Source organism: Kutzneria sp. 744 (assembly GCF_000568255.1).
Classification (GTDB): Bacteria; Actinomycetota; Actinomycetes; order Mycobacteriales; family Pseudonocardiaceae; genus Kutzneria.
Genome location: NZ_KK037166.1, coordinates 7259001 through 7283449 on the forward strand (window position 1 = coordinate 7259001; position 24449 = coordinate 7283449).

At 69.8% G+C, this 24449-nt stretch carries 13 protein-coding genes; 3 read left to right on the top strand and 10 right to left on the bottom strand.

Translation table 11 applies throughout. The features are described 5' to 3' along the window. A partial coding sequence (locus KUTG_RS61930; protein WP_198047387.1) for a sensor histidine kinase occupies nt 1-966 on the bottom strand: 966 nt, incomplete at its 3' end. A gap of 58 nt (nt 967-1024) precedes the next feature. Then, on the bottom strand, nt 1025-1966 hold the full coding sequence (locus KUTG_RS33455) for a ribose-phosphate diphosphokinase (protein ID WP_043722521.1): 942 nt from the start codon (nt 1964-1966) through the stop codon (nt 1025-1027). Nucleotides 1967-2064: 98 nt separating this feature from the next. On the opposite strand from KUTG_RS33455, the gene KUTG_RS66515 reads away from it, so the two are divergent. Next, entirely contained in the window at nt 2065-3273 is a 1209-nt protein-coding gene (locus KUTG_RS66515) for an RlpA-like double-psi beta-barrel domain-containing protein (RefSeq protein ID WP_157494919.1), read from the top strand. Nucleotides 3274-3343: 70 nt separating this feature from the next. Here the strand turns inward: KUTG_RS66515 and KUTG_RS33465 are convergent, their stop codons facing one another. The 6 genes from KUTG_RS33465 to KUTG_RS33490 form a co-directional block, all read right to left on the bottom strand. Continuing rightward, on the bottom strand, nt 3344-4339 hold the full coding sequence (locus KUTG_RS33465) for a ParA family protein (RefSeq protein WP_043722524.1): 996 nt from the start codon (nt 4337-4339) through the stop codon (nt 3344-3346). Further along, nucleotides 4336-5526 carry an RNA-binding domain-containing protein gene (locus KUTG_RS33470; RefSeq protein WP_043722525.1) on the bottom strand — a complete coding sequence of 397 codons (1191 nt, stop codon included), beginning with the start codon at nt 5524-5526 and terminating at the stop codon, nt 4336-4338. The genes KUTG_RS33465 and KUTG_RS33470 overlap by 4 nt, the downstream gene beginning before the upstream one ends. Nucleotides 5527-5568: 42 nt before the next feature. After that, nucleotides 5569-7737, bottom strand: coding sequence for a 1,4-alpha-glucan branching protein GlgB (gene glgB, locus KUTG_RS33475; RefSeq protein ID WP_084580071.1), 2169 nt, complete (start codon nt 7735-7737; stop codon nt 5569-5571). Between the two features lie 5 nt (nt 7738-7742). Next, complete coding sequence (locus KUTG_RS33480) at nt 7743-9077, bottom strand: maltokinase N-terminal cap-like domain-containing protein (RefSeq protein ID WP_043722531.1); 1335 nt, start codon at nt 9075-9077, stop codon at nt 7743-7745. After that, on the bottom strand, nt 9074-10846 hold the full coding sequence (gene treS / locus KUTG_RS33485; RefSeq protein WP_052395695.1) for a maltose alpha-D-glucosyltransferase: 1773 nt from the start codon (nt 10844-10846) through the stop codon (nt 9074-9076). Before treS ends, KUTG_RS33480 begins: the two co-directional genes overlap by 4 nt. Nucleotides 10847-10934: 88 nt before the next feature. Then, nucleotides 10935-12905 (bottom strand): alpha-1,4-glucan--maltose-1-phosphate maltosyltransferase, encoded by a 1971-nt coding sequence (locus tag KUTG_RS33490; protein WP_043722537.1) that lies wholly within the window; start codon nt 12903-12905, stop codon nt 10935-10937. 888 nt (nt 12906-13793) lie between these two features. Between KUTG_RS33490 and glgP the strand changes: the two genes are divergently transcribed. Then, nucleotides 13794-16292 carry an alpha-glucan family phosphorylase gene (glgP, locus tag KUTG_RS33495; RefSeq protein ID WP_043722538.1) on the top strand — a complete coding sequence of 833 codons (2499 nt, stop codon included), beginning with the start codon at nt 13794-13796 and terminating at the stop codon, nt 16290-16292. A 162-nt stretch (nt 16293-16454) separates the two neighbouring features. On the opposite strand, the gene KUTG_RS33500 is transcribed toward glgP, so the two are convergent. Together KUTG_RS33500 and KUTG_RS33505 are read right to left on the bottom strand one after the other, a co-directional pair. Beyond that, complete coding sequence (locus KUTG_RS33500) at nt 16455-17441, bottom strand: ABC transporter permease (protein ID WP_063753594.1); 987 nt, start codon at nt 17439-17441, stop codon at nt 16455-16457. Beyond that, nucleotides 17438-18070 (bottom strand): ABC transporter ATP-binding protein, encoded by a 633-nt coding sequence (locus KUTG_RS33505; RefSeq protein ID WP_043731502.1) that lies wholly within the window; start codon nt 18068-18070, stop codon nt 17438-17440. Before KUTG_RS33505 ends, KUTG_RS33500 begins: the two co-directional genes overlap by 4 nt. Before the next feature lie 133 nt (nt 18071-18203). Here KUTG_RS33505 and KUTG_RS33510 point away from each other — a divergent pair, with 133 nt between their 5' ends. Beyond that, nucleotides 18204-24434 carry a type I polyketide synthase gene (locus tag KUTG_RS33510; protein ID WP_084580074.1) on the top strand — a complete coding sequence of 2077 codons (6231 nt, stop codon included), beginning with the start codon at nt 18204-18206 and terminating at the stop codon, nt 24432-24434. The last annotated feature ends 15 nt before the right edge of the window (nt 24435-24449 follow it).

The window sequence follows — 24449 nt, forward strand, 5'->3', positions numbered from 1 at the left end:
CAGGCCCCGGGTCAGCTCGCGCAGCTCGACGATGGCGTCCTTGGCGCTGCGGTGGGCCTCCTCCAGCAGCGCCCGGGTGGCCTCGGGGTCGCTGTCGTACTTGCGCTTGGCCCGCCCCAGCAGCATCGCCAACGCCACCAGCTGCTGCTGGGCGCCGTCGTGCAGATCCCGCTCGATGCGCCGCCGCTCGGTCTCGGCCGCGGCCATGGCGTCCTCGCGTCGCTGCTCGACCTCGAACACCCGGGCGGCGAGCTGCTCGGCCGACAGCTGCCCCAGGTAGCGGCGGGCCAGCGCGAGCTGCCACGCCTGCATCCACCGCACGAGGTACGGCACGACCGGGATGAGCAGCGCCAGCAACAGCAGCGGCGCGCCGGCCCACACGTCGCCGTGACGCAGGTACGGACGGTTGATCGACGCCACCGTGAGGTCGACGAAGAACACCGCGGCGATCACGGCCACGACCAGCGGCAATGCCCAGGCGAGCAGCGTCAGTGCGCCGGTGAGCAGCGCGACCGGCAGCCGGACCAGCTGGTACGCCATCAGCCGCCACAGCCGCAGGTCGCGCACCATCCGCCCGAACAGGGGCAGCAGGCGTCCGCGGACCGGCAGCTGGAGCGTGAGCGGGATGTCCACGCCGAGGATCGAGCGGTGCCAGCCGACCTCCAGCCGCGCGCACGCCTCCAGCGCGTACCCCGTGCCGACGAAGCCGAACACACCGACCGGCAGGATCAGCAGCAACAGCAGCAGCACGACGAAACCGCTGGTGGTGACGTTGAACTGGGTCGCGCTGACCATCGCCCCGAAGGTCATCACCGCCGGGATCGGGCACAGCGTGACGATCAGCCCGACCAGCAGCACCAGCGTGTTGCCGACGCTCCAGAACACGCCGCCGAGCAGGTGCAGAGTGGCCCGCCACGTGCGCGCTTCCCCCAGTGGCCGCAGTAGCAGCGCGTGCAGGCTCCCCATCACGTTTTCCCAGGTTACGGACGTCGAGCGGGTCGGGATATCCGGTTAACCCCCGAGATCAGGCGTCGAACAGGGCGCTCACCGACTCGCCGTTGTGGATGCGCCGGATCGCCTCGGCCATGGCCGGCGCGATGGACAGCACGGTCAGCTTGGGGGTGCGCTTCTGGGCCGCGATCGGCACGGTGTCGGTGCAGACGATCTCCGTCACGCCCGGCAGGTCGCCGATGCGCTTGATCGCGCCGTCGGCGAACAGGCCGTGCGTGCAGGCCACCCGGATCGACGCCACGCCCAGCTCGTGCAGCCGCTCGACCAGCTCGACCACGGTGGAGCCGCGGGCGATCTCGTCGTCCAGCACGATCACGTCCTTGCCGGCAACATCGCCGATGATCGAGCTGATGCTGACCTTGTCGTCGGCGAAGCGCTGCTTGGCCCCGGCGGCCACGCCCACGCCGAGCAGCCGGGCGAACGCGGCCGCCGGCTTGGCGTTGCCCAGGTCGGGGGAGACGACCACCGCGTTGGACAGGTCGTTGCCGCGGAAGTGGGCGGCCAGCTCGCGCAGGGCGTGCAGGTGGTCGACCGGCACGCTGAAGAAGCCGTGGACCTGCGGCGAGTGCAGGGTCATGGTCAGGACCCGGTTCGCGCCGGCGGTCAGCAGCAGGTCGGCCACCAGCCGGCCGCCGATGGAGACGCGGGGCATGTCCTTCTTGTCGCTGCGCGCGTACGCGTAGTGCGGCAGCACCACGGTCGTGCGGGCCGCCGAGGCGCCGCGGGCGGCGTCCAGCATCAGCAGCAGCTCGACCAGGTTCTCCTGGGTCGGCGGCACCAGCGGCTGGATCAGGAACACGTCCCGCTCGCGGCAGTTGGCCTGGAGCTGGACCTCGATGCAGTCGTTGGCGAACCGATCGACCCGCACCGGGCGTAGTGGAACACCGAGGTGCGCGCAGATGTCCGCCGCGAGTTCGGGATGGGCACTGCCGCTGAAGACCGCGATCTCATGCACGTGAACGGATGGTACCCGTCGGTGAACCGTTCGCCGGTTTCGTCGGTAGTACCCCGCGAACGTGGTTCAGACCAAGAACGACGACAGGAGACGCCGCAATGTCCTGGATTGCCGATATGAGCCCCAGTCGCAAACGCGCCACCATCCTGGGTGTCGCCGCTGCGCTGGGCGTCGCCGTCGTGCTGGGGGGTGGATTCGCGGTCATCTCGGGGACAAGCCACGCGGCGACCGAGAACTGCCAGGGACTCGACCAGGCGCTGCAGAACAACCTGAACTTCATCGCGCAGCAGAAGGCCAACCCGACCGCGGTGTCCGCGGCCAACATCGCCAACCGCAATGCCGTCGTGGCCCAGATCCAGCAGCGCCGCCAGGCCGCCGGCTGCACCAACAACGTGACGGCCTCGTCCGACGCCAAGAAGAAGAAGGGCAGCGGCGAGGCCTGCGCCGGCCTGCAGAAGGCCTTGCAGAACAACCTGAACTTCATCGCCGACCAGAAGGCGCACCCCGACGCCCAGTCGGCGGCCCGCATCGCCAACCGCCAGGCCGTGGTGGCCCAGATCGAGTCGCGCCTCAAGGCCGCTGCATGTGGTGACAACGGTGGCAACAACGGCTGCCCGACCGCGACCGACACCAACACCCCGCCGGCCACCACCACCGACAACAACGGTGGCATGGGCATGGGTGGCAACGGTATGGGTAATGGCATGGGCACCGACACCAACACCCCGCCGGCCACCACCACGGACAACAACGGCGGCATGGGCATGGGTGGCGACAACGGCATGGGCAACGGTGGCATGGGCACCGACACCACCGCGCCGCCGGCCACCACCACCGACAACAACGGCGGCATGGGCATGGGTGGCGACAACGGCATGGGCAACGCCGGTGGCATGGGCGACGGCGGCATGGGCACCGACACCACCGCTCCGACCACCACCGACAACAACGGCGGCTGCGACAACGGCGGCACCGACACCGCCGCGCCGACCGACACCGCCACCGCCGACCCGACCGACACCAACGCCGGCAACGGAAACGGCTCCGCCGCCGGCACCGCGGCCAACCAGGTCTGCAAGGGCTCCACGGTGACCACGTCCGGCTCGAAGGGCGTCTCCGCGTCCAGCAACCAGTTCCCGCTCGGCACCATGCTCAAGGTGACCAACCTGGACAACAACAAGTCCATCACGGTCCCGGTGACGTCCACCTCCGGCAGCTGCGTGCTGCTCGACAACGACGCCTTCCTCAAGATCCACCAGGACGGCAAGCAGCTCATCCGCAAGGCGCTGATCCAGAAGGTCGGCTGACCGAACCCGTTCACGCGAACGGCCCGAAACCTGGTCCCAGGAGCCAGGTTTCGGGCCGTTCCGCCGTTCTCTAGACCTCGATGCCGGCCCGGCGGAGGATCGTCGTCGCCAGGTTGCCGAAGTGGCCGTAGGCGTCACGGGCCGCCTGGAGATGTCCACCGATCGCACCGTCCGCAGTGGTCAGCGCGAAGATCGGTTTCCTCGCCTCCTGCGCCAAGGACATGAGGCTGTGATAGTGCTTCAGCTGACCGAGGCAGTATGGATCTTCGGCCATCTTCGGGGCGTCCGTGTCGTCGATCCCCAACACCGCCGACTGGAACTCGCCCGGGATCTGGTCCATCCATCGTTGATAAGCCCGAACCGGCCGGTCCAGGCGCACGCCGTGTTGCAGCACAACATAACCAAGCGCGTTCATCGTGCCTGAAGGTGCGGCGGTGACCGATGGTGGCATGCGCTCGAGCCGATCGCGCCACCCGGTTCGCCACGCGTTCAGGGTCGGGCCGAGGTTGCGCAGGCCCTGAAGGCTGAACAGGTCGGCCGCCACCGGCACGACGACATGGCCAGCGGCCAGCAACGCGGCTCGATTGATGGCGCCGAGGCTGGGGCCGACATCCACCAGCACGACTTCGGCATCGTGTTGGTCGGCCGCGCTCTGCGTCAGACGCCAGAACGTCGACATCACCGCGAAGGCGTCCGCCCGGCCTTCCAGACAGCGCGGCCACTCCGTGCTGAGGTTGTCCTCGAAGGTGGCCAGCTGAAGGTCACCGGGCAGGAGGGCCAATCTTGTGTCCGAAGTGGTCACGAGTGGCGCGGTGCCCAGGGGCCCGGTCCGATCCTGGAACGGCTGTATCGCTCCCCAAACGGTTGCCCGCCCGTCAGCCTCCGCCCACAGTTGTTCGATCCTGGTTTCGTCGAGGAATGCTGAAGTGAGATTGGCCTGAGGATCGAGATCGGCCGCCACGACGCGATGGCCCTGGTCGGCCATCATCCACGCGAGGTGGTAGACGAGGGAGGTCTTGCCGACCCCGCCCTTGTTGTTGAAGAAGGCGATAACGGGCGTCGTCACAGTCTGCTCCCGATGGTGACGCCGACGTAGGACGGGTTGACCTCGAAAACCGGAAGCGGGCTGCCGTTGTCCGCGAGGCTCTTCTTGGCGATGGGGATCCCGGCGCCGAAGCGCTGGACGTAGCCGAGACCGCGCATGATCTCGGCGAGTGTCGGGTTTCGATAGTCGGTCAGCCCGCTGCCGAACGGGCCGTTGGCCACGATGCCGAACGGCCCGCCGGGGCTGACGATCTCCACGCGATTCTCGTACCAGGTGATGCGGGTCGGCGAGTTCGTGTGCTCGTAGCTGCGGTGCATGACCGCGTTGCGGACGACCTGCTGCAACGCCGCGAGTGGGTAATCGGGGGTCCGGGCTTCGGTGGCGCTCGATGTGAAGTCGATCGACGTGCTGATGTTGATCGTCAGGATTTCGTCGAGCTGGCGAAGCACCGTCGACAGCGGCCCGTCGACTCTCTTCTCGTCCTTGATCGGCGACGCCAGGTCTTCGCCGTCCACCCTGATGAACTGGACGTACGCGCCGGGAAGCCACTGCAAGGGATCCCGGCCGACGGCGAGCAGCCCGGCCGCGGTCGGCAGGCCATCGGGGGATGTCAGCCGCAGTGCGGCTAGCCGTTGCTCGATGCTTCTCCCGTTTTCCGCGAGCACTGCCGGCGGAACGAGTGAAGGCAGCAGAGTGCTGGTGAACAAGGACAGGTCGAGGTCGTCCGGACCGGCCCCAGGAATGGGGCGTGAATCGAACGGAAGGTCGAGCGACCGACGCCGTTCGTTGAGCCTGCGCTCGTCCTCGGCGTTGGCCACCCCACGGCGCGGGCCGACGCGGACGCAAATCTGTCCCTTGTAGCGGACCGGTGGGCTGTTGCTGGGCTGGACCTCGACGACGGCGACGTGATGGCCGCCGAGCTCGACCTTCCGCACGTCCATCGAGGGCGGCGGAAGGATATTGCCCTGGTCGCGAAAAGAAGCGAGGTTCTGCAGAAGCTTGTCATCGATGTTCGTGTCGGCATGGCTGCCGTCGTCGTTGACACCGATGAACAGCACGCCGGGGGCGGCGTGCCCGGGGAGGTCGTTGGCGAACGCGCACAGGATGTGGCCGACCATGTCCTTGTCGAACAGGCCGGCCTTCCGCTCCACCCGGTCCGACTCCAGGTCGGCGAGCAGGGCACTCAACTCGTCTACGGACAACGCCATGGCGGCGATCTTACGGTGATGCCGCCACGGCGCTGGTTCGACTTAGGCCTCCGGCGCGAGCCAGATCACGCCGGCCGGCGGCAGCTGCACCACGGCCGAGGCGGGGCGGCCGTGCCAGGGCTTGGCGCCCGCGGTGATCTCGCCCTGGTTGCCCCAGCCGGAGCCGCCGTAGACCTCGGCGTCGGTGTTGACGACCTCGCGCCAGGCGCCGGTGGTGGGCAGGCCGATGCGGTAGTTCTCGTGCGGCGAGCCGGAGAAGTTGGCCACACAGGCCAACATCGAGCCGTCCTCGCCCTCACGCAGGAACGACAGCACGTTGCCGGCCGAGTCGTTGGCGTCGATCCAGGAGAAGCCGTCCGGCGAAGTGTCCAAAGTGAACAGTGCCGGCGCCTCGCGGTAGGCGGCGTTGAGGTCGCCGACCAGGCGCTTGATGCCGTTGTGCAGCGGCTCGTCCAGCAGCGGCCAGTCCAGCGAGCGCTTCTCCGACCACTCGTCGATCTGCCCGAACTCGCCGCCCATGAACAGCAGCTGCTTGCCGGGGTGGGCCCACATGAAGGCCAGCAGCGAGCGCAGCCCGGCCGCCTTGTTCCAGTTGTCTCCGGGCATCCGACCCCACAGGGATCCCTTGCCGTGCACCACTTCGTCATGCGACAGCGGCAGCATGAAGTTCTCGCTCCACGCGTACATCAGCGAGAAGGTCATCTCGTTGTGGTGGTACGAGCGGTGCACGGGATTGTGCGACAGGTACCGGAGCGTGTCGTGCATCCAGCCCATGTTCCACTTGAAACCGAAGCCCAGCCCGCCCAGGTGGGTCGGCCGCGTCACGCCCGGCCACGCGGTGGACTCCTCGGCGATCATCATGATCCCGGGGTGCCGCCGGTACACGGTGGCGTTGAGCTCCTGCAGGAACTGCACGGCGTCGAGGTTCTCGCGGCCGCCGTGGATGTTGGGCAGCCACTGCCCCTCGGGCCGCGAGTAGTCCAGGTACAGCATCGAGGCCACGGCGTCGACCCGCAGGCCGTCCACGTGGAACTCCTCGATCCAGTACAGGGCGTTGGCCACCAGGAAGTTGCGGACCTCGTTGCGCCCGAAGTCGAAGACGAACGTGCCCCAGTCGGGCTGCTCGCCCCGGCGCGGGTCGGCGTGCTCGTACAGCGGGCTGCCGTCGAACCGGGCCAGCGCCCAGTCGTCCTTGGGGAAGTGCGCCGGCACCCAGTCCACGATCACGCCGATGCCCCGCTGGTGCAGGTGGTCGACGAAGTACCGGAACTCGTCGGGGGAGCCGAACCGGGGCGTCGGCGCGTAGTACGACGTGACCTGGTAGCCCCAGGACCCGGCGAACGGGTGCCCGGCCACCGGCAGCAGCTCCACGTGGGTGAAGCCGGTCTCCAGCACGTAGTCGCCGAGCTGCTCGGCCAGCTCCCGGTAGTTCAGGCCCTGCCGCCATGAGCCGAGGTGCACCTCGTAGGCGCTGATCGGCCGCTTCGACCAGTCGCTGGCCTCCCGCTCGGTCAGCCACGCCTCGTCGTCCCAGGTGTAGTCCGACTCGTACACGACCGACGCCGTCGCCGGCGGCAGCTCGGTGGCGAAGGCCAGCGGATCGGCCTTCTCGTGCCACGAGCCGTCCTTGCCCAGCAGCCGGAACTTGTAGCGCGAGCCGACCGGCACCTCGGGCAGGAACACCTCCCACACGCCGGTCCCGCCCAGCGAGCGCATCGGCGTGCCGCGGCCGTCCCAGCCGTCGAAGTCGCCGCACACCCGCACGCCCTGCGCGGTCGGCGCCCACACCGCGAACGACGTGCCGTCGACCGGACCGCCGGGGGTGTCGTAGGTGTGCGGATGCGCGCCCAGGACCTCCCACAGCCGCTCGTGCCGGCCCTCGCCGATCAGGTGCAGGTCCAGCTCGCCGATGGTGGGCAGCCAGCGGTACGGGTCGTCGGCGATGACGACGTTGCCGTCGCCGTAGTCGACCTCGTAGCGGTAGTCGCTCGGCGGCTCCGGCACCAGCCCGGCGAACAGGCCGCCCTCGACCGGGTCCAGCTCGAACCGCTTGTCGCCGACGAGCACCGACACCGAGCGGGCGCCGACACGCAGCGCCCTCATGACGGTGCCGCCGGGGTGCGCGTGCGCCCCCAGCACGGAGTGCGGATCATGGTGCGCACCCCCGAGCAGCCGGTCCACCTCGTCCTTGGCCGGTGCGATGCTCGTCACGACGTTCAGTCCTCTCCGGCGGTGATCCTCGCGATGGACGCCAGCGGCACGGTCAGCCAGTCCGGCCGGTTCCCATGCTCGTACGCCACCTCGTACACGGCTTTGTCCAGTTCCAGCGCGCGCAGCAGCGAACCCTGCTCACGGGGGTCGGCGCCGACCTCCGCGTAGCCGTCGCAGAACGCGTCCCGGTTGCGGGCGGTCCACTCCTGCGCCCGCACCTCCAGCTGGTGGTCGGCCGGGTGGCCGACGAGCAGCTGCTGTGCGGCGTAGTCGAACGACCGGAGCATGCCGGCCACATCACGCAGCGGGGAGCGCAGGGCGTTGCGCTCGGCCAGCGGCGCCGCCGGCTCGCCCTCGAAGTCGATCAGCTTCCAGCCGGCCGCCGTCCGCAGCACCTGGCCCAGGTGCAGGTCGCCGTGGATGAACTGCACGTCGACCAGCGACGGCCCACTGCGGGCCTGCTCGAACACGGCTCGTAACGCCGACTCGAACTCGGCCAGCTCCGGCACGTCCGCGAGCACGCTGTCCAGCCGGCGGTGCATGCCCTGCACGGCCTCGTACAGCCGCTCCGGCCCCTCCTGCCCGCCGCCCAGCGCCTTGCGCAGGTCGGCGTGCACCTCGGCCACGGACTGGCCCAGCCGGAACGCCTCGCCGGCGAAGTCGCCGCCGACCTCGGCGGCGTGCAGGTCGGCCTCGGCCATCAGGTCACGCACCGAGGCGGTGGCCATGGCCCAGCCCTCGGCCGCGCCGGACAGGAACTCCTGCAGGATGCCCAGCACCACGAACTGGTCGGTGATCGCGCCCAGCGGCCGGGCGATGTGCTTGGAGCCGACCGACTGCAGCGCCCGGTGCAGCTGGAGGTCCGGGTTCGGGCCCTCCACCACGCGCCGGAACAGCTTGAGGATGTAGTCGGTGCCGTAGACGACGGAGGTGTTGGACTGCTCGGCGCTGACCGGCTTGGCCCGCTGCGTGGGCACGATCACGGCACCTGGCTCGGGCGCGAAGTGGATGCCCTCCACCCAGGTGTCCTCGGCGATCAGCGTCAGCAGCCGGCCCATCAGCTCGGTGTCGTGCACCGCCTCGTAGTAGACGTGTCCGTCGACCTCGCCGATCATCGCGTGCGCGAGGTGCTCCGGCAACTCACGGCGCCGCCCGACCAGCAGCTGGTAGTCCCCGTCCGAGGTGCTCAGCACGGCGTGCACCAGCCGCGGGTCGCCGTCCAGCAGCGTGACGGCGTCCCGCGTGGACACCTCGGCCAGGTCCCGGTTCTTGCCGCCGAACCAGCGCTGCTCGGGCAGCCAGCGCAGCAGCGCGTCGGCCAGTGGAGTCAGTTCCGTCATGGTGCCTCCCCGCCTTCAGTCTCCGGCACAAGCTGGAACCAGTAGAAGCCGTGCCCCGGCAGTGTCAGCAGGTACGGCAGGTCGCCGATCGGCGGGAAGCGCACGCCGCCGGTCATCTCCACCGGCACGAGGTCCCGGTACTCGGACAGGTCCAGCTCGACCGGCTGCGGGAACCGGGACAGGTTGTTGACGCACAGCAGCACGTCGTCGTTCCATCGCCGCAGGTAGGACAGCATGCTCGGGTTGGACGAGCCCAGCTCGGTGAACGCGCCGAAGCCGAACGCCTTGTGCGCGGTGCGCACCTCCAGCATGCGGCGGGTCCAGTTCAGCAGCGAGGACGTGTTGTTGATCTGCGCCTCGACGTTGATGCCCTGGTAGCCGTAGGTGGCGTCGGCGATCACCGGCAGGTAGATCCGGTTCGGATCGCAGCGGGAGAAGCCGGCGTTGCGGTCCGGCGTCCACTGCATGGGCGTGCGGACGGCGTCGCGGTCGCCCAGCCAGATGTTGTCGCCCATGCCGATCTCGTCACCGTAGTACAGAACGGGCGAGCCGGGCAGCGACAGCAGCATCGCGGTGAACAGCTCCTGCTGGTTTCGGTCGTTGTCCAGCAGCGGGGCCAGCCGGCGGCGGATGCCGATGTTGGCCTTCATCCGCGGGTCCTTGGCGTACTCCGCGTACATGTAGTCGCGTTCCTCGTCGGTGACCATCTCCAGCGTCAACTCGTCGTGGTTGCGCAGGAAGATGCCCCACTGGGCGCCCGACGGGATCTCCGGCGTCTGCTCCAGGATCTCCGAGATCGGGAACCGCGACTCCCGCCGCACCGCCATGAACAGGCGCGGCATGAGCGGGAAGTGGAAGGCCATGTGGCACTCGTCGCCGCCCGCGTCGGCGTCGCCGAAGTACTCCACCACGTCGGCCGGCCACTGGTTGGCCTCGGCCAGCAGCACCCGGCCCGGGTACTCCACGTCGACCACCTTGCGGCAGCGGCGCAGAAACTCGTGCGTGCGCGGCAGGTTCTCGCAGTTGGTGCCCTCCTCCTCGAAGAGGTAGGGCACGGCGTCCAGGCGGAAGCCGTCGATGCCGAGGTCCAGCCAGAACCTCAGGACATCGATCATCGCCTCCTGGACCTCGAGGTTCTCGTAGTTCAGGTCCGGCTGGTGGCTGAAGAATCGGTGCCAGTAGAACTGCCCGCGCACCGGGTCGAAGGTCCAGTTGGACGTCTCGGTGTCGACGAAGATGATGCGCGCGTCGGCGTAGCGCTGGTCGTCGTCGCTCCACACGTAGAAGTCGCCGTACGGGCCTTGCGGGTCGGTGCGGGAGGCCTGGAACCAGGCGTGCGCGTCCGAGGTGTGGTTGAGCACCAGGTCGGTGATCACCCGGATGCCCCGGCGGTGGGCCTGGTCCAGCAGGTAGACGAAGTCGTCGACGGTGCCGAACTCGGGCAGGACCTGCCGGAAGTCGCTGATGTCGTAGCCGCCGTCGCGCAGCGGGGACGCGTAGAACGGCGGCAGCCACAGGCAGTCGACGCCCAGCCATTCCAGGTAGTCCAGCTTCTCGGCCAGCCCGCGCAGGTCGCCGGTGCCGTCGCCGTTGGAGTCGGCGAACGCCCGCACCAGCACCTCGTAGAAGACGGCGCTCTTGTACCACTCGGGCTCGCGCGGAGCCTGTCTTGCCGTGCCGAAGTCGTCGCTGCTCGGCTCAACGAGGTGGCCGTCCTCGGTGAACTCCGTCCCCGGGATCTCTGTCCCAAGCTGGGGAGCGTCGGGCATCAGTCGCCACCACCCCTCGTCCATGGTCGGCTAGCCCCGCCACCGGGGACTACCCGAGGCGGAGCCGCGATATTCGTGCTGATCAGGTTTACTTGCGAGAAATACTGATGACGTGCGCGACGGCACGCCAGGGTTCGAGCCGGACGAAGTTGGCCTGACCCCAGTCCCAGGTGTCACCCGTGACCTCGTCGTGAGCGGTGACCCGCTCGTGCCAGTCGAATCCCAGCTCGGGAAGATCCAACCAGAGTGTGCCCTGTTGGGCGTAGTTCGGGTCGAGGGTGACCACCACCAGCACCGTGTCGCCGGTGGTCGGGTCCGTCTTGCTGAAGGCGATCAGCGCGTCGTTGTCGACGTGGTGGAAGTGCAGAGTGCGCAGCTGGTGCAGCGCGGGGTGGTTGCGGCGGACCTGGTTGAGCTTGGTCAGCCACGGCTGCAGCGACCGGCCGTCCAGCAGCGCGGTGTGGTAGTCACGGGGCCGCAGCTGGTACTTCTCGGAGTCCAGGTACTCCTCGGAGCCCTGCCGCACCGGCTCGTGCTCGAACAGCTCGTAGCCGGAGTAGACGCCCCAGGTCGGGGACATCGTCGCGGCCAGCGCGGCCCGGATGGCGAACATCGACGGGCCGCCGTGCTGCAGCGACTCGTGCAGGATGTCCGGCGTGTTGACGAACAGGTTGGGCCGGCCCTCGTCGGCGTGCGCCAGCCAGTCGACCATGAAGTCGATCAGCTCCTGCTTGCCGGTGCGCCAGGTGAAGTAGGTGTAGGACTGGGTGAAGCCGAGCTTGGCCAGGCCGTACTGGCGGGCCGGGCGGGTGAACGCCTCGGCCAGGAACAGCACGTCCGGGTAGCGCCGCTTGACCTCCCAGATCAGCCAGTGCCAGAAGTCCGGCGGCTTGGTGTGCGGGTTGTCCACCCGGAAGATGCGCACGCCCTGCTCGATCCAGTGCGTGATGACCCGGTTGACCTCGGCGTACAGGCTGCGCGGCTCGTTGTCGAAGTTGAGCGGGTAGATGTCCTGGTACTTCTTGGGCGGGTTCTCCGCGTAGGCGATCGTGCCGTCGGGCAGCGTGGTGAACCACTCGGGGTGCTCCTGCACCCAGGGGTGGTCCGGGGCGCACTGGAGCGCGAAGTCCAGCGCCACCTCCATGCCCAGCTCGTCGGCCCGGTGCACGAAGCCCTTGAAGTCGGCCAGCGTGCCCAGCTCGGGGGCGACCGCGTCGTGGCCGCCGTCGCGCGAGCCGATGGCCCACGGCGAGCCCACGTCCTCGGGGCCCGCGTTGAGAGTGTTGTTGGGGCCCTTGCGGTTGACGTGGCCGATCGGGTGGATCGGCGGCAGGTAGACCACGTCGAAGCCCATCTCCGCGACCCGGTCCAGCTCGCGGGTGGCGGTGACGAACGTGCCGTGCACGGGCTTGCCGGTCTCGTCCCAGCCGCCGGTCGAGCGGGGGAAGAACTCGTACCAGGAGCCGTAGAGGGCGCGGGGGCGGTCCACCCACATCTTCTGGACCTTGCCCCGTGTGAGCAGTTCTCGCACCGGGTACTCGTGCATGATCTTGTCGACGTGCTCGGACAGCGCGGCGCCGACCCGGTCCGGCAACGGCCGTTCACCGTCGCGCAACCCGGCGGCCACCGCGAGCAGCAAGTCCTTGTCGTTGCGTCGATCCGGGCGCTTGCCCACCCGTTCCACCAGGCGCGCGCCGAGTTCCAGGTCGTTGGCCAGCTCCGCGGAACCCTGGCCCGCCGCCAGTTTTTTCTCCACCGCCGAGCGCCAGGTCGCCCACGGGTCGCTCCAGGCGTCGATGCGGAACGTCCACGCGCCCTCGGCGTCGGGCACCACCGTGGCGACGAAGCGGTCCAGGCCGATGCCGTGCTCGACCATTCGTGTCTGCCGGGCCACCTTGTCGTTCGGGCCCTTCCACGTCACCGTCGCGGCGACCGCGTCGTGGCCCTCCCGCCACACCGTCGCGCCGACCGGGATGTGTTCTCCCACAACGGCTTTCGCGGCGTATCGGCCACAACTGACCACCGGGGTGATGTCGTCGATGCCCAAACGTCCACTCATCGCCCACGCCCCTAGCTCGCCCGCCGCCCGCCCATAGTGTGCCTTGGACGGCCTGGTTCCAAACCACCGGGTTCGTTCGTGACCATCGGCCGTGACTCAGGCCGTGACCCGGTGTCCGAAGGCTAGCGTCCGAGCGGATCATCAGCCACCGCTGGGAGAATGCTCCGTTATTTTTGCTGTGTTACTTGGCGCCGCCTTCGGCGTCGCGGCTCGGCCCCTCGTGACCCCTGCCTCGCCCTTGCCGGATTTCGCCCGCCGCATCGGCTCGGGTGGGTGGGCGCGTTGGGTGGCGGCGGGCGAAATCCGGCAACCGGGCGAAGCAGGGGCGGGGCCGAGCACTCTGCTGCGTTGGCGGTCAGGCGCTGTCCTACCGGCCGGTAAGGGGGCGGCCTCGTCCTTCGATCCTCAATGGACAGATACAGCCACTTCTCCGACCGGTTGATCAGCACTGGACCGACACCTCGGCCGAAGCGATCAATGCCGCCGGCGGCACCGCCGATGATCGGGTCGTCGTCTGGCACGCCGGCAGTTACCAAGGTGCTGCCGCCGGCGCCGAGCCGGGCCGCAACTGGAGCGGCAACGGCCCCCTCGACCACCCCATCACCTGGACCTGCCGCTGAGGTAGGTCTGCCTGCCCCTCCAACCCCACAGAGCGCTCGGCCCCGCCCCTGCTTCGCCCGGTTGCTGGATTTTTTGAGGTCCGCCACCCAACTCGCCCCACCACCCGAGCCGCTGCGGGCCTCGAAAAATCCAGCAAGGGCGAGGCAGGGGCTTAATGGGGGCCGAGCCGCGACGCCGAAGGCGGCGCCAAACAAGCACTGCAAAGTTTTGCAGAACCCGGGGTGAAAGTTGCAGTAGCCGCGGGGGGCGGTTATAGGGTCGCCCACCGTGAGAGCACTCCGCCGGTTCACCGTCCGCGCCAGTCTGCCCGAGCCGCTCGCCGCGCTCGGCCGGCTGGCGACCAACCTGCGCTGGACGTGGCACCCGCCGACGCAGGAGCTGTTCGCCGCGGTCGACCCGCAGGCGTGGGAGAAGGCCGGCAACGACCCGCTGGCCCTGCTGCGCGACATCCCGGCGGCCCATCTGGAGCGGCTGGCCGCGGACCAGGACTTCCTGGCCAGGGTGCGGGTCACGGCCGACGACCTGGACCATTACCTGACGGCCCCGCGCTGGTACCAGACCCGGGGCGAGCAGGCGGAGCTGCCGGCGACGATCGGCTACTTCTCGATGGAGTTCGGTGTCACCGAGGCGCTGCCGAACTACTCGGGCGGCCTGGGCGTGCTGGCCGGCGACCATCTGAAGGCGGCGTCGGATCTGGGCGTGCCGCTGATCGGCGTGGGCCTGCTGTACCGCTCGGGCTACTTCCGCCAGTCGCTGTCGCTGGACGGCTGGCAGGAGGAGCACTACCCGGTGCTCGACCCCCGCGGCCTGCCGCTGGAGCTCATCACGGACGCGGCCGGCACGCCGGTCCAGGTGCACGTGAGCGTGCCCGGCAACCGCACCCTGCACGCCCGGATCTGGCGGGCGCAGGTGGGCCGGGTGCCGCTGCTGCTGCTCGACTCCAACGTGGACGAGAACGACGAGGACCTGCGCAGCGTCACCGACCGGCTCTACGGCGGCGACCAGGACCACCGCATCCGCCAGGAGATCCTGGCCGGCGTGGGCGGCGTGCGGGCGGTGCGCGTGTACTGCGAGCTGACGGGCACGCCGCAGCCGGAGGTGTTCCACACCAACGAGGGCCACGCCGGCTTCCTCGGCCTGGAGCGCATCCGTGAGCTGGTGACGGGCCAGGGCCTGGAGTTCGACCAGGCGTTGGCGGCGATCCGCGCCGGCACGGTGTTCACCACGCACACCCCGGTCCCGGCCGGCATCGACCGCTTCCCGGTGGACCTGGTGCAGCACTACTTCGGCGGCGACCGGCTGCTGCCGGGCGTGCCGATCGAGCGGGTGCTGGCGCTGGGCGCGGAGGAGAACCCGGGCCTGTTCAACATGGCTCACATGGGCCTGCGGCTGGCCCAGCGGGCCAACGGCGTGTCGCGGCTGCACGGCGAGGTCAGCCGGGGCATGTTCGGGCCGCTGTGGCAGGGCTTCGACGCCAACGAGGTGCCGATCGGCTCGGTCACCAACGGCGTGCACGGCCACACCTGGGCCGCCCCGGAGATGACCAAGCTGGAGCCGGAGCAGCTGACCGACTCCGTGCTGTGGGAGCTGCGCTGCGGTTTGCGCAAGAAGCTGGTGGACGAGGTGCGCCGCCGCGTGCACGCGTCGTGGCTGCAGCGCGGGGCCTCGGCCCTGGAGCTGGGCTGGACCGACTCGGTGTTCGACCCGGACGTGCTGACGGTGGGCTTCGCCCGCCGCGTGCCGACGTACAAGCGGCTGACCCTGATGCTGCGCGACCCGGAGCGGCTGCGGACCCTGCTGCTGCACCCGGACCGCCCGGTGCAGCTGGTGGTGGCCGGCAAGTCGCACCCGGCCGACGACGGCGGCAAGGCCCTGATCCAGCAGATCGTCAAGTTCGCCGACGAGGCGGGCGTGCGGCACCGCATCGTGTTCCTGCCGGACTACGACATGTCGATGGCCCGCTACCTGTACTGGGGCTGCGATGTGTGGCTGAACAACCCGATGCGGCCGCTGGAGGCCTGCGGCACCTCGGGCATGAAGGCGGCCCTGAACGGCGGCCTGAACCTGTCCATCCGCGACGGCTGGTGGGACGAGTTCTACGACGGCAAGAACGGGTGGGCCATTCCCACCGCCGACGGCGTGCCCGACCCGAACCGCCGCGACGACCTGGAGGCGGCGGCACTGTACGAGCTGCTCCAGGCCCAGGTCGCGCCGCTGTTCTACGACCGCGGCGAGGACGGCGTGCCGACGCGCTGGATGTCCCTGGTGCGGCACACGCTGACCGAGATGGGCCCGCAGCTGCAGGCCGAGCGCATGGTCAAGGAGTACGTGGAGACCTACTACGCCCCGGCCGGCTCGTCGGCCACGGCGGTGCGCGCGGGGTCCTTCCAGGGCGCGAAGGAGCTGGCCGTGTACAAGGCGCGGATCCGCTCCGCGTGGAACCGCGTGCAGGTGACGTACACGGACCTCTCGGTCAACGGCTCGCACGCCCCGGTGGTCGGGCAGCCGGTGACGGTCCGGGCCCGGGTCGACCTGAACGGCCTGTCGCCGTCGGACGTGGAGGTCCAGGCGGTCATCGGCCGTGTCGCCGATTCGGGTGAACTCTCCGATGTGGCCACGGCGACCATGAGCCCCGGCGCCGACGGCGCCTACCGGGCCGAGCTGGCCCTGCCCCACGTCGGCTCGGTCGGCTACACGGTCCGGGTCCTCCCGCACCATGAACTCCTGGCCACCCCGGCGGAGCTAGGCCGAGTAATCCTCGCCTAACCCCCTCTTTTTCCGCCACATGTGGACCACATTCGACTCCTGAAGTCGAACGTGGTCCACATGTGGCGTTTGCGGGTGCAAAACGGGGCAGGTTCCCTCGCTTCCCGGGGGCGAGGGAACCTGCCCGCGCCGGGAGCGCCACCGCTCCCGGCCTGAGGCCGCTCAGCCTCGCTTGATGCTGAGCGGGTACACGTTCTGCTCCGCGCGGTCGGCCGCCTGCTCCGCGGACAGCGCCGCCAGCACGGCCAGGCCCTGGTACAGCGGCATGTGGTCGGTGGCGATGCAGGTCTCCGCGCACACCCGCACCGTCACGTGCACGGCCTCGCCCGGCGCGGCCGGCCGGGGGATGGGTGCGTTGGCGACCATCGCCGCCGTCACGGGACGGCCGGACCGGGTGTAGACGCGGGTCCGCACGTGGAAGGCGATCAGGCCGACGACCGCGCACGCCGCCCACCACACCGGCAGGGCGGCCATCTGCTCCCACGGCACCGACCGCGTGAACCCCGCCCCTACACCGGCCTGCATGGAGCCGTACATCGGCAGGAAGCGCACGAGGTCGTTGTCGGAGCCGGTGTTGACCACCGGCGACTCCAGCCCGACGTCGATCAGGCTGATCATGATGATGGCGAACATGCCTTCCAGCTCGCCCTTGAGCAGCACGCCGAGCACGATGCCGATGCCGCCGTAGGTCACGGCCGCGGTGAACATGCCCAGCGCGAACAGCCACGGCTGCTGGGGATGCCAGTAGACCCACACCATCGCCGTCGAGTACGCCGCGACCACCACCGAGCTGGCCGTCAGCGCGGTCACCTTGGCCGCCAGCAGGTGCGGCCGCGGATAGCCGGCCGCCACCAGCCGCCGGTCGAACTGCCCCGAGCGGTAGGTGACGCTGAACATGAGGAAGCCGACGATCAGGGTCACGGCGTTCAGGCCGCCGGAGATGAAGGTCAGGTGCTGCCCGTTGACGCTCAGCTCCTCGCCGGTGCCGCGGTAGCGGAACGGCAGCGGGCTCTCCGACATCATCAGGTCGATCAGCGTGATCCAGACCGGCACGAACACCGCGACCAGGATGATCGCCAAACGATTGCGGGCGTGCTCGATGAGCTCGAACCCGGTGGCCGTGCGGTAGAACTTGCGCCCGATGCTCATCCCGCGTGCGCCTCCACCGGCATGGGCGTGACGACCCCGTTGGCCAGCCGGTAGCCGGTGTCGAGGCGGTCGATGTCGTGGCTGAGGTGGGAGATCACCAGCAGCGAGCGCCCGGTGTCCCGCAGCTCGCCGGCCAGCTCCCAGAAGTGCAGGTAGGTCTCCCAGTCGAAGCCCTGGTACGGCTCGTCCAGCAGCACCACCGACGGGTCGTGCATCAGCGCGATGACCAGGTTCAGCTTCTGCCGGGTGCCGCCGGACAGCGACCTGACCCGGCTGGCCCGGTACTGGGTGAAGTTCAGCCGCTCCACCAGCTCGTGCGCGCGGTGCAGATCCTCCAGTTGGTAGGCCCGCTGGAAGTAGCGCAGGTGCTGGGCCACGGTCAGCGAGTCGTTCAGCACGGTTCGTTGCGGGCAGTAACCGAGCCTACCTCGCGGTATGACCCATCCGTGGTCCGGTTTCAGTTCTCCGGCCAGAATTCGCAACAGAGTGGTCTTGCCGGCGCCGTTTTCGCCGACGATTCCGGCCAGCTCGCCACGCTCCAGTGTGAAGTCCACGCGGTCGAGCACCTGCCTGCGGCCGAACGCCTTGCGCACGTCGGCCACATAGAGCGTGGAGTTCTGCGATGACACGTCCACCACTGTCCGTCCGGGACCGGTTTCCCGCAAGTTGACCTGCGTCGACCGGTCCCCTGTCGGGTGATCTTGGCACGTTGCGGTTGTTGCGCCGTCAACCGCGCCTCATGCTGCATTGAACGGACATCGCATGGCCGTCCGAATTGGTTTCGCTTTTTCCCCGACGGCCGGTCGTGCCAATTCCTGCGAGGGAGTGACCGGCGTGGTGCAGCTCGCGCGTGAACCGATTGCCGTCATCGGTATGTCTTGTAGGTACCCGGGTGGGATCGATTCACCGGAGCGTTTCTGGCAACTGCTCGTGCAGGGCCGCGACGTCATCCGAGAAGGCCCGCACGGTCGCTGGGACGTGGACGCCTTCTACGACCCTGATGTGGACGTGCCCGGGCGCTGCACTTCGCGCTGGGCCGGCTACTTCGACGACATAACCGGCTTCGACGCGGCCTTCTTCGGCATCTCGCCGCGCGAGGCCACGACCATGGACCCGCAGCACCGGCTGATGATCGAGCTGGCCTGGGAGGCCCTGGAACGGGCCGGCCTGCCGCCGCGCGGCCTGGCCGGCAGCCGCACCGGTGTGTTCGCCGGTCTGTGCCACTCCGAGTACATCGGCCGCCTGGCCGGCCGGTACGAGGACATCGACGCCTACATGATGACCGGCAACGGCCATTCCACGGCGGTCGGCCGGATCTCCTACCTGCTCGGTCTGAACGGCCCCAGCGTGGCGGTGGACACCGCCTGCTCCTCGTCGCTGGTGGCGCTGCACCTGGCCTGTCAGAGCCTGGCCGCCGACGAGTCCGACCTGGCGCTGGCCTCGGGCATCAACCTGATGATCAATCCCGAGACGCCGATCAGCTACTCGAAGTGGGGCATGCTGTCGCCGACCGGCCGCTGCCACCCGTTCGACGCCGGAGCGGACGGCTTCGTGCGCGGCGAGGGCGCCGGCGTGGTCGTGCTCAAGCGGCTGTCCGACGCCGAGGCCGACGGCGACGAGGTGCTGGCGGTGATCCGCGCGACCGCGGTCAACCAGGACGGCCGCTCGCAGGGCCTGACCGCGCCGTCGGCCGACGCGCAGCGGGCGCTGTTCTTCGAGGCGGTCGAGAAGGCCGGCATCGACCCGGGTCAGCTCGGCCTGATCGAGACGCACGGCGCCGGCACCCCGATCGGCGATCCGATCGAGTTCGACTCGATGCGCACGGTCTACGGCACCGGCCGCGACCGCTGCGCGCTGGGCGGCGTGAAGTCCAACCTGGGCCACACCGAGGCCGCCGCCGGCGTCTCCGGGCTGATCAAGACCGTGCTCAGCCTGCAGCACGGCATGATCCCGCCGACGCTGAACTTCCAGGGCTGGAACCCGCAGATCCACCCCGAGGACACCCGCTTCTTCGTGCCGACCGAGGTCACGCCGTGGCCCGTGCACGACGCCCCGCGCCTGGCCGGCGTGTCGTCCTTCGGCGTCGGCGGCACGAACTCGCACGTGCTGGTGGAGCAGGCGCCGACCCACGTCTCGTCGGGGCGAACATCCCGGCGAACACCCGAGACGGGCCGACCGACCATGATCCCGGTGTCCGCCACCTCCTTCGAGGTGCTCGGCACCGCCGCCAGCCGCCTCGCGGAATGGTTGCGGGACAGTGCTCATTCATCCGGGAATGTCTCCTTGGCCGACGTGGCGCACACGCTGGCCTCCCGCCGTTCCCACAACCTCGCCCGGCTCGCCGTGACGGCCCGGTCGGTCGACGAGCTGGCCGCCTGCCTGGAGGGCTTCGCCGAGGGCGAGCCGCAGCCGCAGGTCACCTGCACCACCGCCAAGACCTCCGCCGCCAAGGGCAGCGTCTGGGTGTTCTCCGGCCAGGGCTCGCAGTGGCACGGCATGGGCCGGCGGCTGCTGGCCGAGGAGCCCGAGTTCGCCGCGGCCATCGCCGAGATCGAGCCGCTGGTGCTGGCCGAGGCCGGCTTCTCGGTGACCGAGGTGATGTGCGCGCCGGAGATGTCGACGGAGATCGACAGGATCCAGCCGACGCTGTTCGCCATGCAGGTCGGGCTGGCCCGGCTGTGGCGGGCGAACGGCGTCGAGCCGGCCGCCGTGATCGGGCACTCGATGGGGGAGACCGCCGCCGCGGTCGTGGCCGGCGGGTTGTCGCTGGCCGACGGAGTGTTGGTGATCTGCCGCCGGTCCACGCTGATGAAGCGGGCCTCCGGCCTGGGCACGATGGCGTCGGTCGACCTGCCGGCCGAGGACCTGGACCTGTCCGGCACTTCCGTCACCGTCGCCGTGCAGTCCTCGTCACGGTCCACTGTGGTCTCCGGCGACAACGCCGAGGTGGAGCGGCTGGTCGCGCAGTGGCAGGAGCAGGGGCAGATGGCCCGGCTCGTGGCCGTGGACATCGCCGCCCACTCCACCCACATGGACCCGCTGCTCGACGAGATCCGCAGCGGCCTGGCCGGCCTGAAGCCGTTGCGGCCCAACGTTCCCGTGTACTCGACGGTGCTGGAGGACGCCCGCGCGGAGTTCACCTTCGACGCCGAGTACTGGGCGGCCAACCTGCGTCAGCAGGTGCGGTTCGCCAACGCCGTGCAGGCCGCCGGCGAGGACGGCTACGGCGTGTTCATCGAGGTGTCGCCGCATCCCGTGACGACCTACCCGATGAGCGAGACGCTGCCGGAAGCCGTTGTGCTGCCTACCGTCAAGCGCGACTGCTCGTCCGAGTTCTTCGCCGTCCAGTTCGGCGCCCTGTACTGCTCGGGCACGCCGATCGACTGGTCCCGCGCCTACGGCCAGGGCTGGCTGGTGGACGTGCCGACGCTGACCTGGGACCGCAAGCGGCACTGGATCGACCTGCCGCTGCCGCACCCGGACCTCCAGGTGGCCGGATCCGCCGACACGCATCCGCTGCTGGGTGTGCACGTCAAGATGCCCGAGGGCGACGGACGTCATGTGTGGCAGGCGGATCTGGGCACGGCTGTGCTGCCGTGGCTGGCCGATCACGCCGTGGACGACGCGATCGTGCTGCCGGGCGCGGGTTTCAGCGAGATGGTGCTGGCCGCCGGCTCCGAGTTCTTCGGTGTCTCGGCCGAACTCGTCGACGTGACAGGGCTGCGCTTCGACCGGTTGCTGCCGTTGGGCGAGCACACCGAAGTGTCCACCGTGCTCACCGCGCTGGCGCCGGATCGGGCGTCGGTGGCGGTGATGACCAGCACCGAGGACGGCCTGAACTGGGTCACCCACGCCACCGGCGAGGTCCGCCGGCTGGAGTCGCGCATGCCGATGGCCCCGGCCGTGCTGTCGGAACTCGTTGCGGCGCATACGGTTGTCGAGGAGCTGCCCGAGTTCTACGCCGGTCTCCGGGCCGACGGCTACTTCCACGGGCCCGCCTTCGCCGGCCTGACCGAGCTGCGCGTCGAGGACGTCGACGGCGGCACCGTGTTGGGCAAGGTCAAGGTGCCGGCCGCGGCTCGGGCCAGCGCCCGGGGATTCCGGTTCCACCCGGTGCTGTTCGACACGTGCTTGCAGGCCTTGGGCGCCGCGCGGATCAAGGGCCGCCCGGCCGGCGCTCCCCGGCTGCTGCCGGCCGGTGTGGCGACGCTGCGGGTGTTCGGCGATCCGACGCGCGGCGTGTGGTGCGAGGGTCAGGCCGTGCTGGACGACAGCGATGGCTCGTCGGCGTTGGGCTGGATCCGTCTGCTGGACGCCGATGGCGCGGTTCTGGTCGAGGCGCACGACATCAAGCTGGTGTCGCCGCTGCGTGAGCTCGGGCCGCGCCGATTGGACCCGCTGTTCCACGAGATCACCTGGCAGTCCGCGCCGCTGCCCGAGGTTTCGGTGACCGGCAACTGGCAGATCATCGGTTCCGGCCCGCTGGCCGACGAGCTGTCGGCGATGCTGCCTGCCGAGGGTGACGTCACCGGAGTTGTTGTGCTGCCGTCGAATGCCGACGGCATGGAGCAGGTCGTCGACCTGGTCGACGTGATCCGCGAGGCCGGGACCGCCCGGCTGTGGGTCGTCACCCAGGGCGGGCAGGCGGTGACCACCGATGAGGACATCAACCTCGCGCAGGCCGCCCTGCGCGGCATTGGCCGTGTCGCGGGCTACGAGCACGCGGAGCTGCGGCTGACCCTGGTCGATCTCGATCCGGCCGACGCCTCACCGGCTTCGACTCTGGCGCGGGAGCTCACCGCCGACGCCTCCGAGGACGAGGTCGCCTGGCGTAGCGGCGAGCGGTTGGCGGCCCGCCTGATCAAGGCCCCGCTGCACGACGGCACCTGGCAGTACCGTCCACGTCGGACCGTCCACTATGGATCAGATGGCTTCGCCCTTGACCTGGCTCGCCCCGGAAACCTCGACACCATGGGCCTTGTCGTGCGGCCGCGTCGGGATCCGGCCGCCGGCGAGGTGGAAATCCAGGTGCAGGCCGGCGCGCTGAACTTCCGTGATGTCCTGCTGGCCATGGGCCTCTACCCGACCATCGACGGCTCCCAGCCGCCGCTGGGCGGCGACTGCGCCGGCGTCGTGAGCCGGGTCGGGCCCGGCGTCACGGACCTGAAGCCCGGCGATCGGGTGTTCACGCTGGCCAGCGGCTCGTTCGCCACGTATGTGACGACCCCGGCCGACCTTGTGGCGATCGTTCCCGACGGCATGAGCGCCGCCGAGGCCGCCGTGGTCCCGGCCGTGTACCTGACGGCCTGGTACTCGCTCGTGCACCTCGCCCGGCTGATGCCCGGCGAGCGGGTGCTGATCCACTCCGCCACCGGTGGTCTCGGCCTCGCCGCGATCGCCATCGCCCGCAGCCGCGGCGCGGAGATCCTGGCCACCGCCGGCAGCCACGACAAGCGGGAGTACCTGCGGCGCCTCGGCATCTCGGAGGTCATGGACTCGCGGTCGCTCGACTTCGTCGACCAGACCATGGCCGCCACCGACGGCCGCGGCGTCGACGTCGTGCTGAACTCCCTGGCCGGGCCGGCGTTGCGGGCCGGTCTGGACGTGCTGGCCGTCGGCGGCCGGTTCATCGAGCTCGGCAAGCGGGACATCTACGCCGACACCAAGCTCGGCATGTCCCCGTTCAAGCGCAACATCACCATCAGCAGCGTCGACCTGGACCTGGTGCTGCGCACCAAGCCCGACCTGGCCTGCACCCTGCTGTCCGAGGTGGCCGAGGAGCTCACCGCCGGCCGGCTGGACTCGTTGCCCCGCAAGGAGTTCCCACTGGAGCAGGCGGCCGACGCGTTCCGCCTGATGGCCGCGGCCAAGCACATCGGCAAGCTGGTGCTGACCGTGCCGGACACCGGGTCCACGGTGGCCGTGGTGCCCGAGGGCACCGTGCCCGTCGCCCACTCCGACGGCGCCTACGTGATCACCGGCGGCCTCGGCGGTCTCGGTCTGGAGATGGCCAAGTGGCTGGGCGGCCTCGGGGCCGGGCGACTCGTCCTCAATGGACGGTCGGCTCCCTCCGTGCACACCGAAGAGGTCATCGCCGAGCTCCGGGCCGCCGGCACCCAGGTCGAGGTCGTCTGCGGCGACGTCTCCACGGGCGACACGGCGTCACGTCTGGTCGAGGCCTGCGGTCCGTTGCGGCTGCGGGGCATCCTGCACGCCGCCGCCGTCCTCGACGACGGCATGGTGCTCAACATGGACCGCTCGCGCGTGGAGAAGGTCTGGCGTCCCAAGGTCGACGGCGCCTGGCGCCTGCACGAGGCGTCGTCGTCGCATGATCTCGACTGGTTCGTGCTGTTCTCCTCCGGCGCCTCCATGTTCGGCAACCCCGGGCAGGCCAACTACGCCGCCGCCAACGCTTGGCTGGACGCCTTCGCCCAGTGGCGGCACCACCGCGGTCTGCCGGCGTTGGCGGTGAACTGGGGCGCGTGGGGCGAGGCCGGGCGGGCCACCGAGTTCAAGGATCGTGGATTCAGCACTTTGTCGACAAAGGACGGTATCGACGCCCTGGCCACCCTGCTGGACCACGACCGCGTGCGCACCGGCGTCTTCGCGTTCGAGGCCGATCAGTGGTTCGGCATGCTGCCCTCGGTCATGGAGTCGTCCTTCTTCGCCGCCATGCCCCGCTCCGCCCAGGGCGACGCCCCCGCCTCCGGCGGCAAGGTCCGGGCCGAACTCGTCGAGCTCCCCGCCGAGGAACGCCGCCGCTTCATGATCGACTACCTGGCCGTGCAGATCCGGGTGATCCTCGGCCTCAGCTCCGCCGGCGTCGACTCGGACGTGCCGCTGACCAACCTCGGCTTCGACTCCTTGACGGCACTGCAGCTGCGCAACCAGCTGGAGGCCGACCTGGCCCTGAAGATCCCGGCCACGGCCGTGTGGACCCACCCCACCCCTGCGGCCCTCGGCGACCACCTACTGGAGCAACTGGCCCTGTAAGCCCGCTTTGAGCCA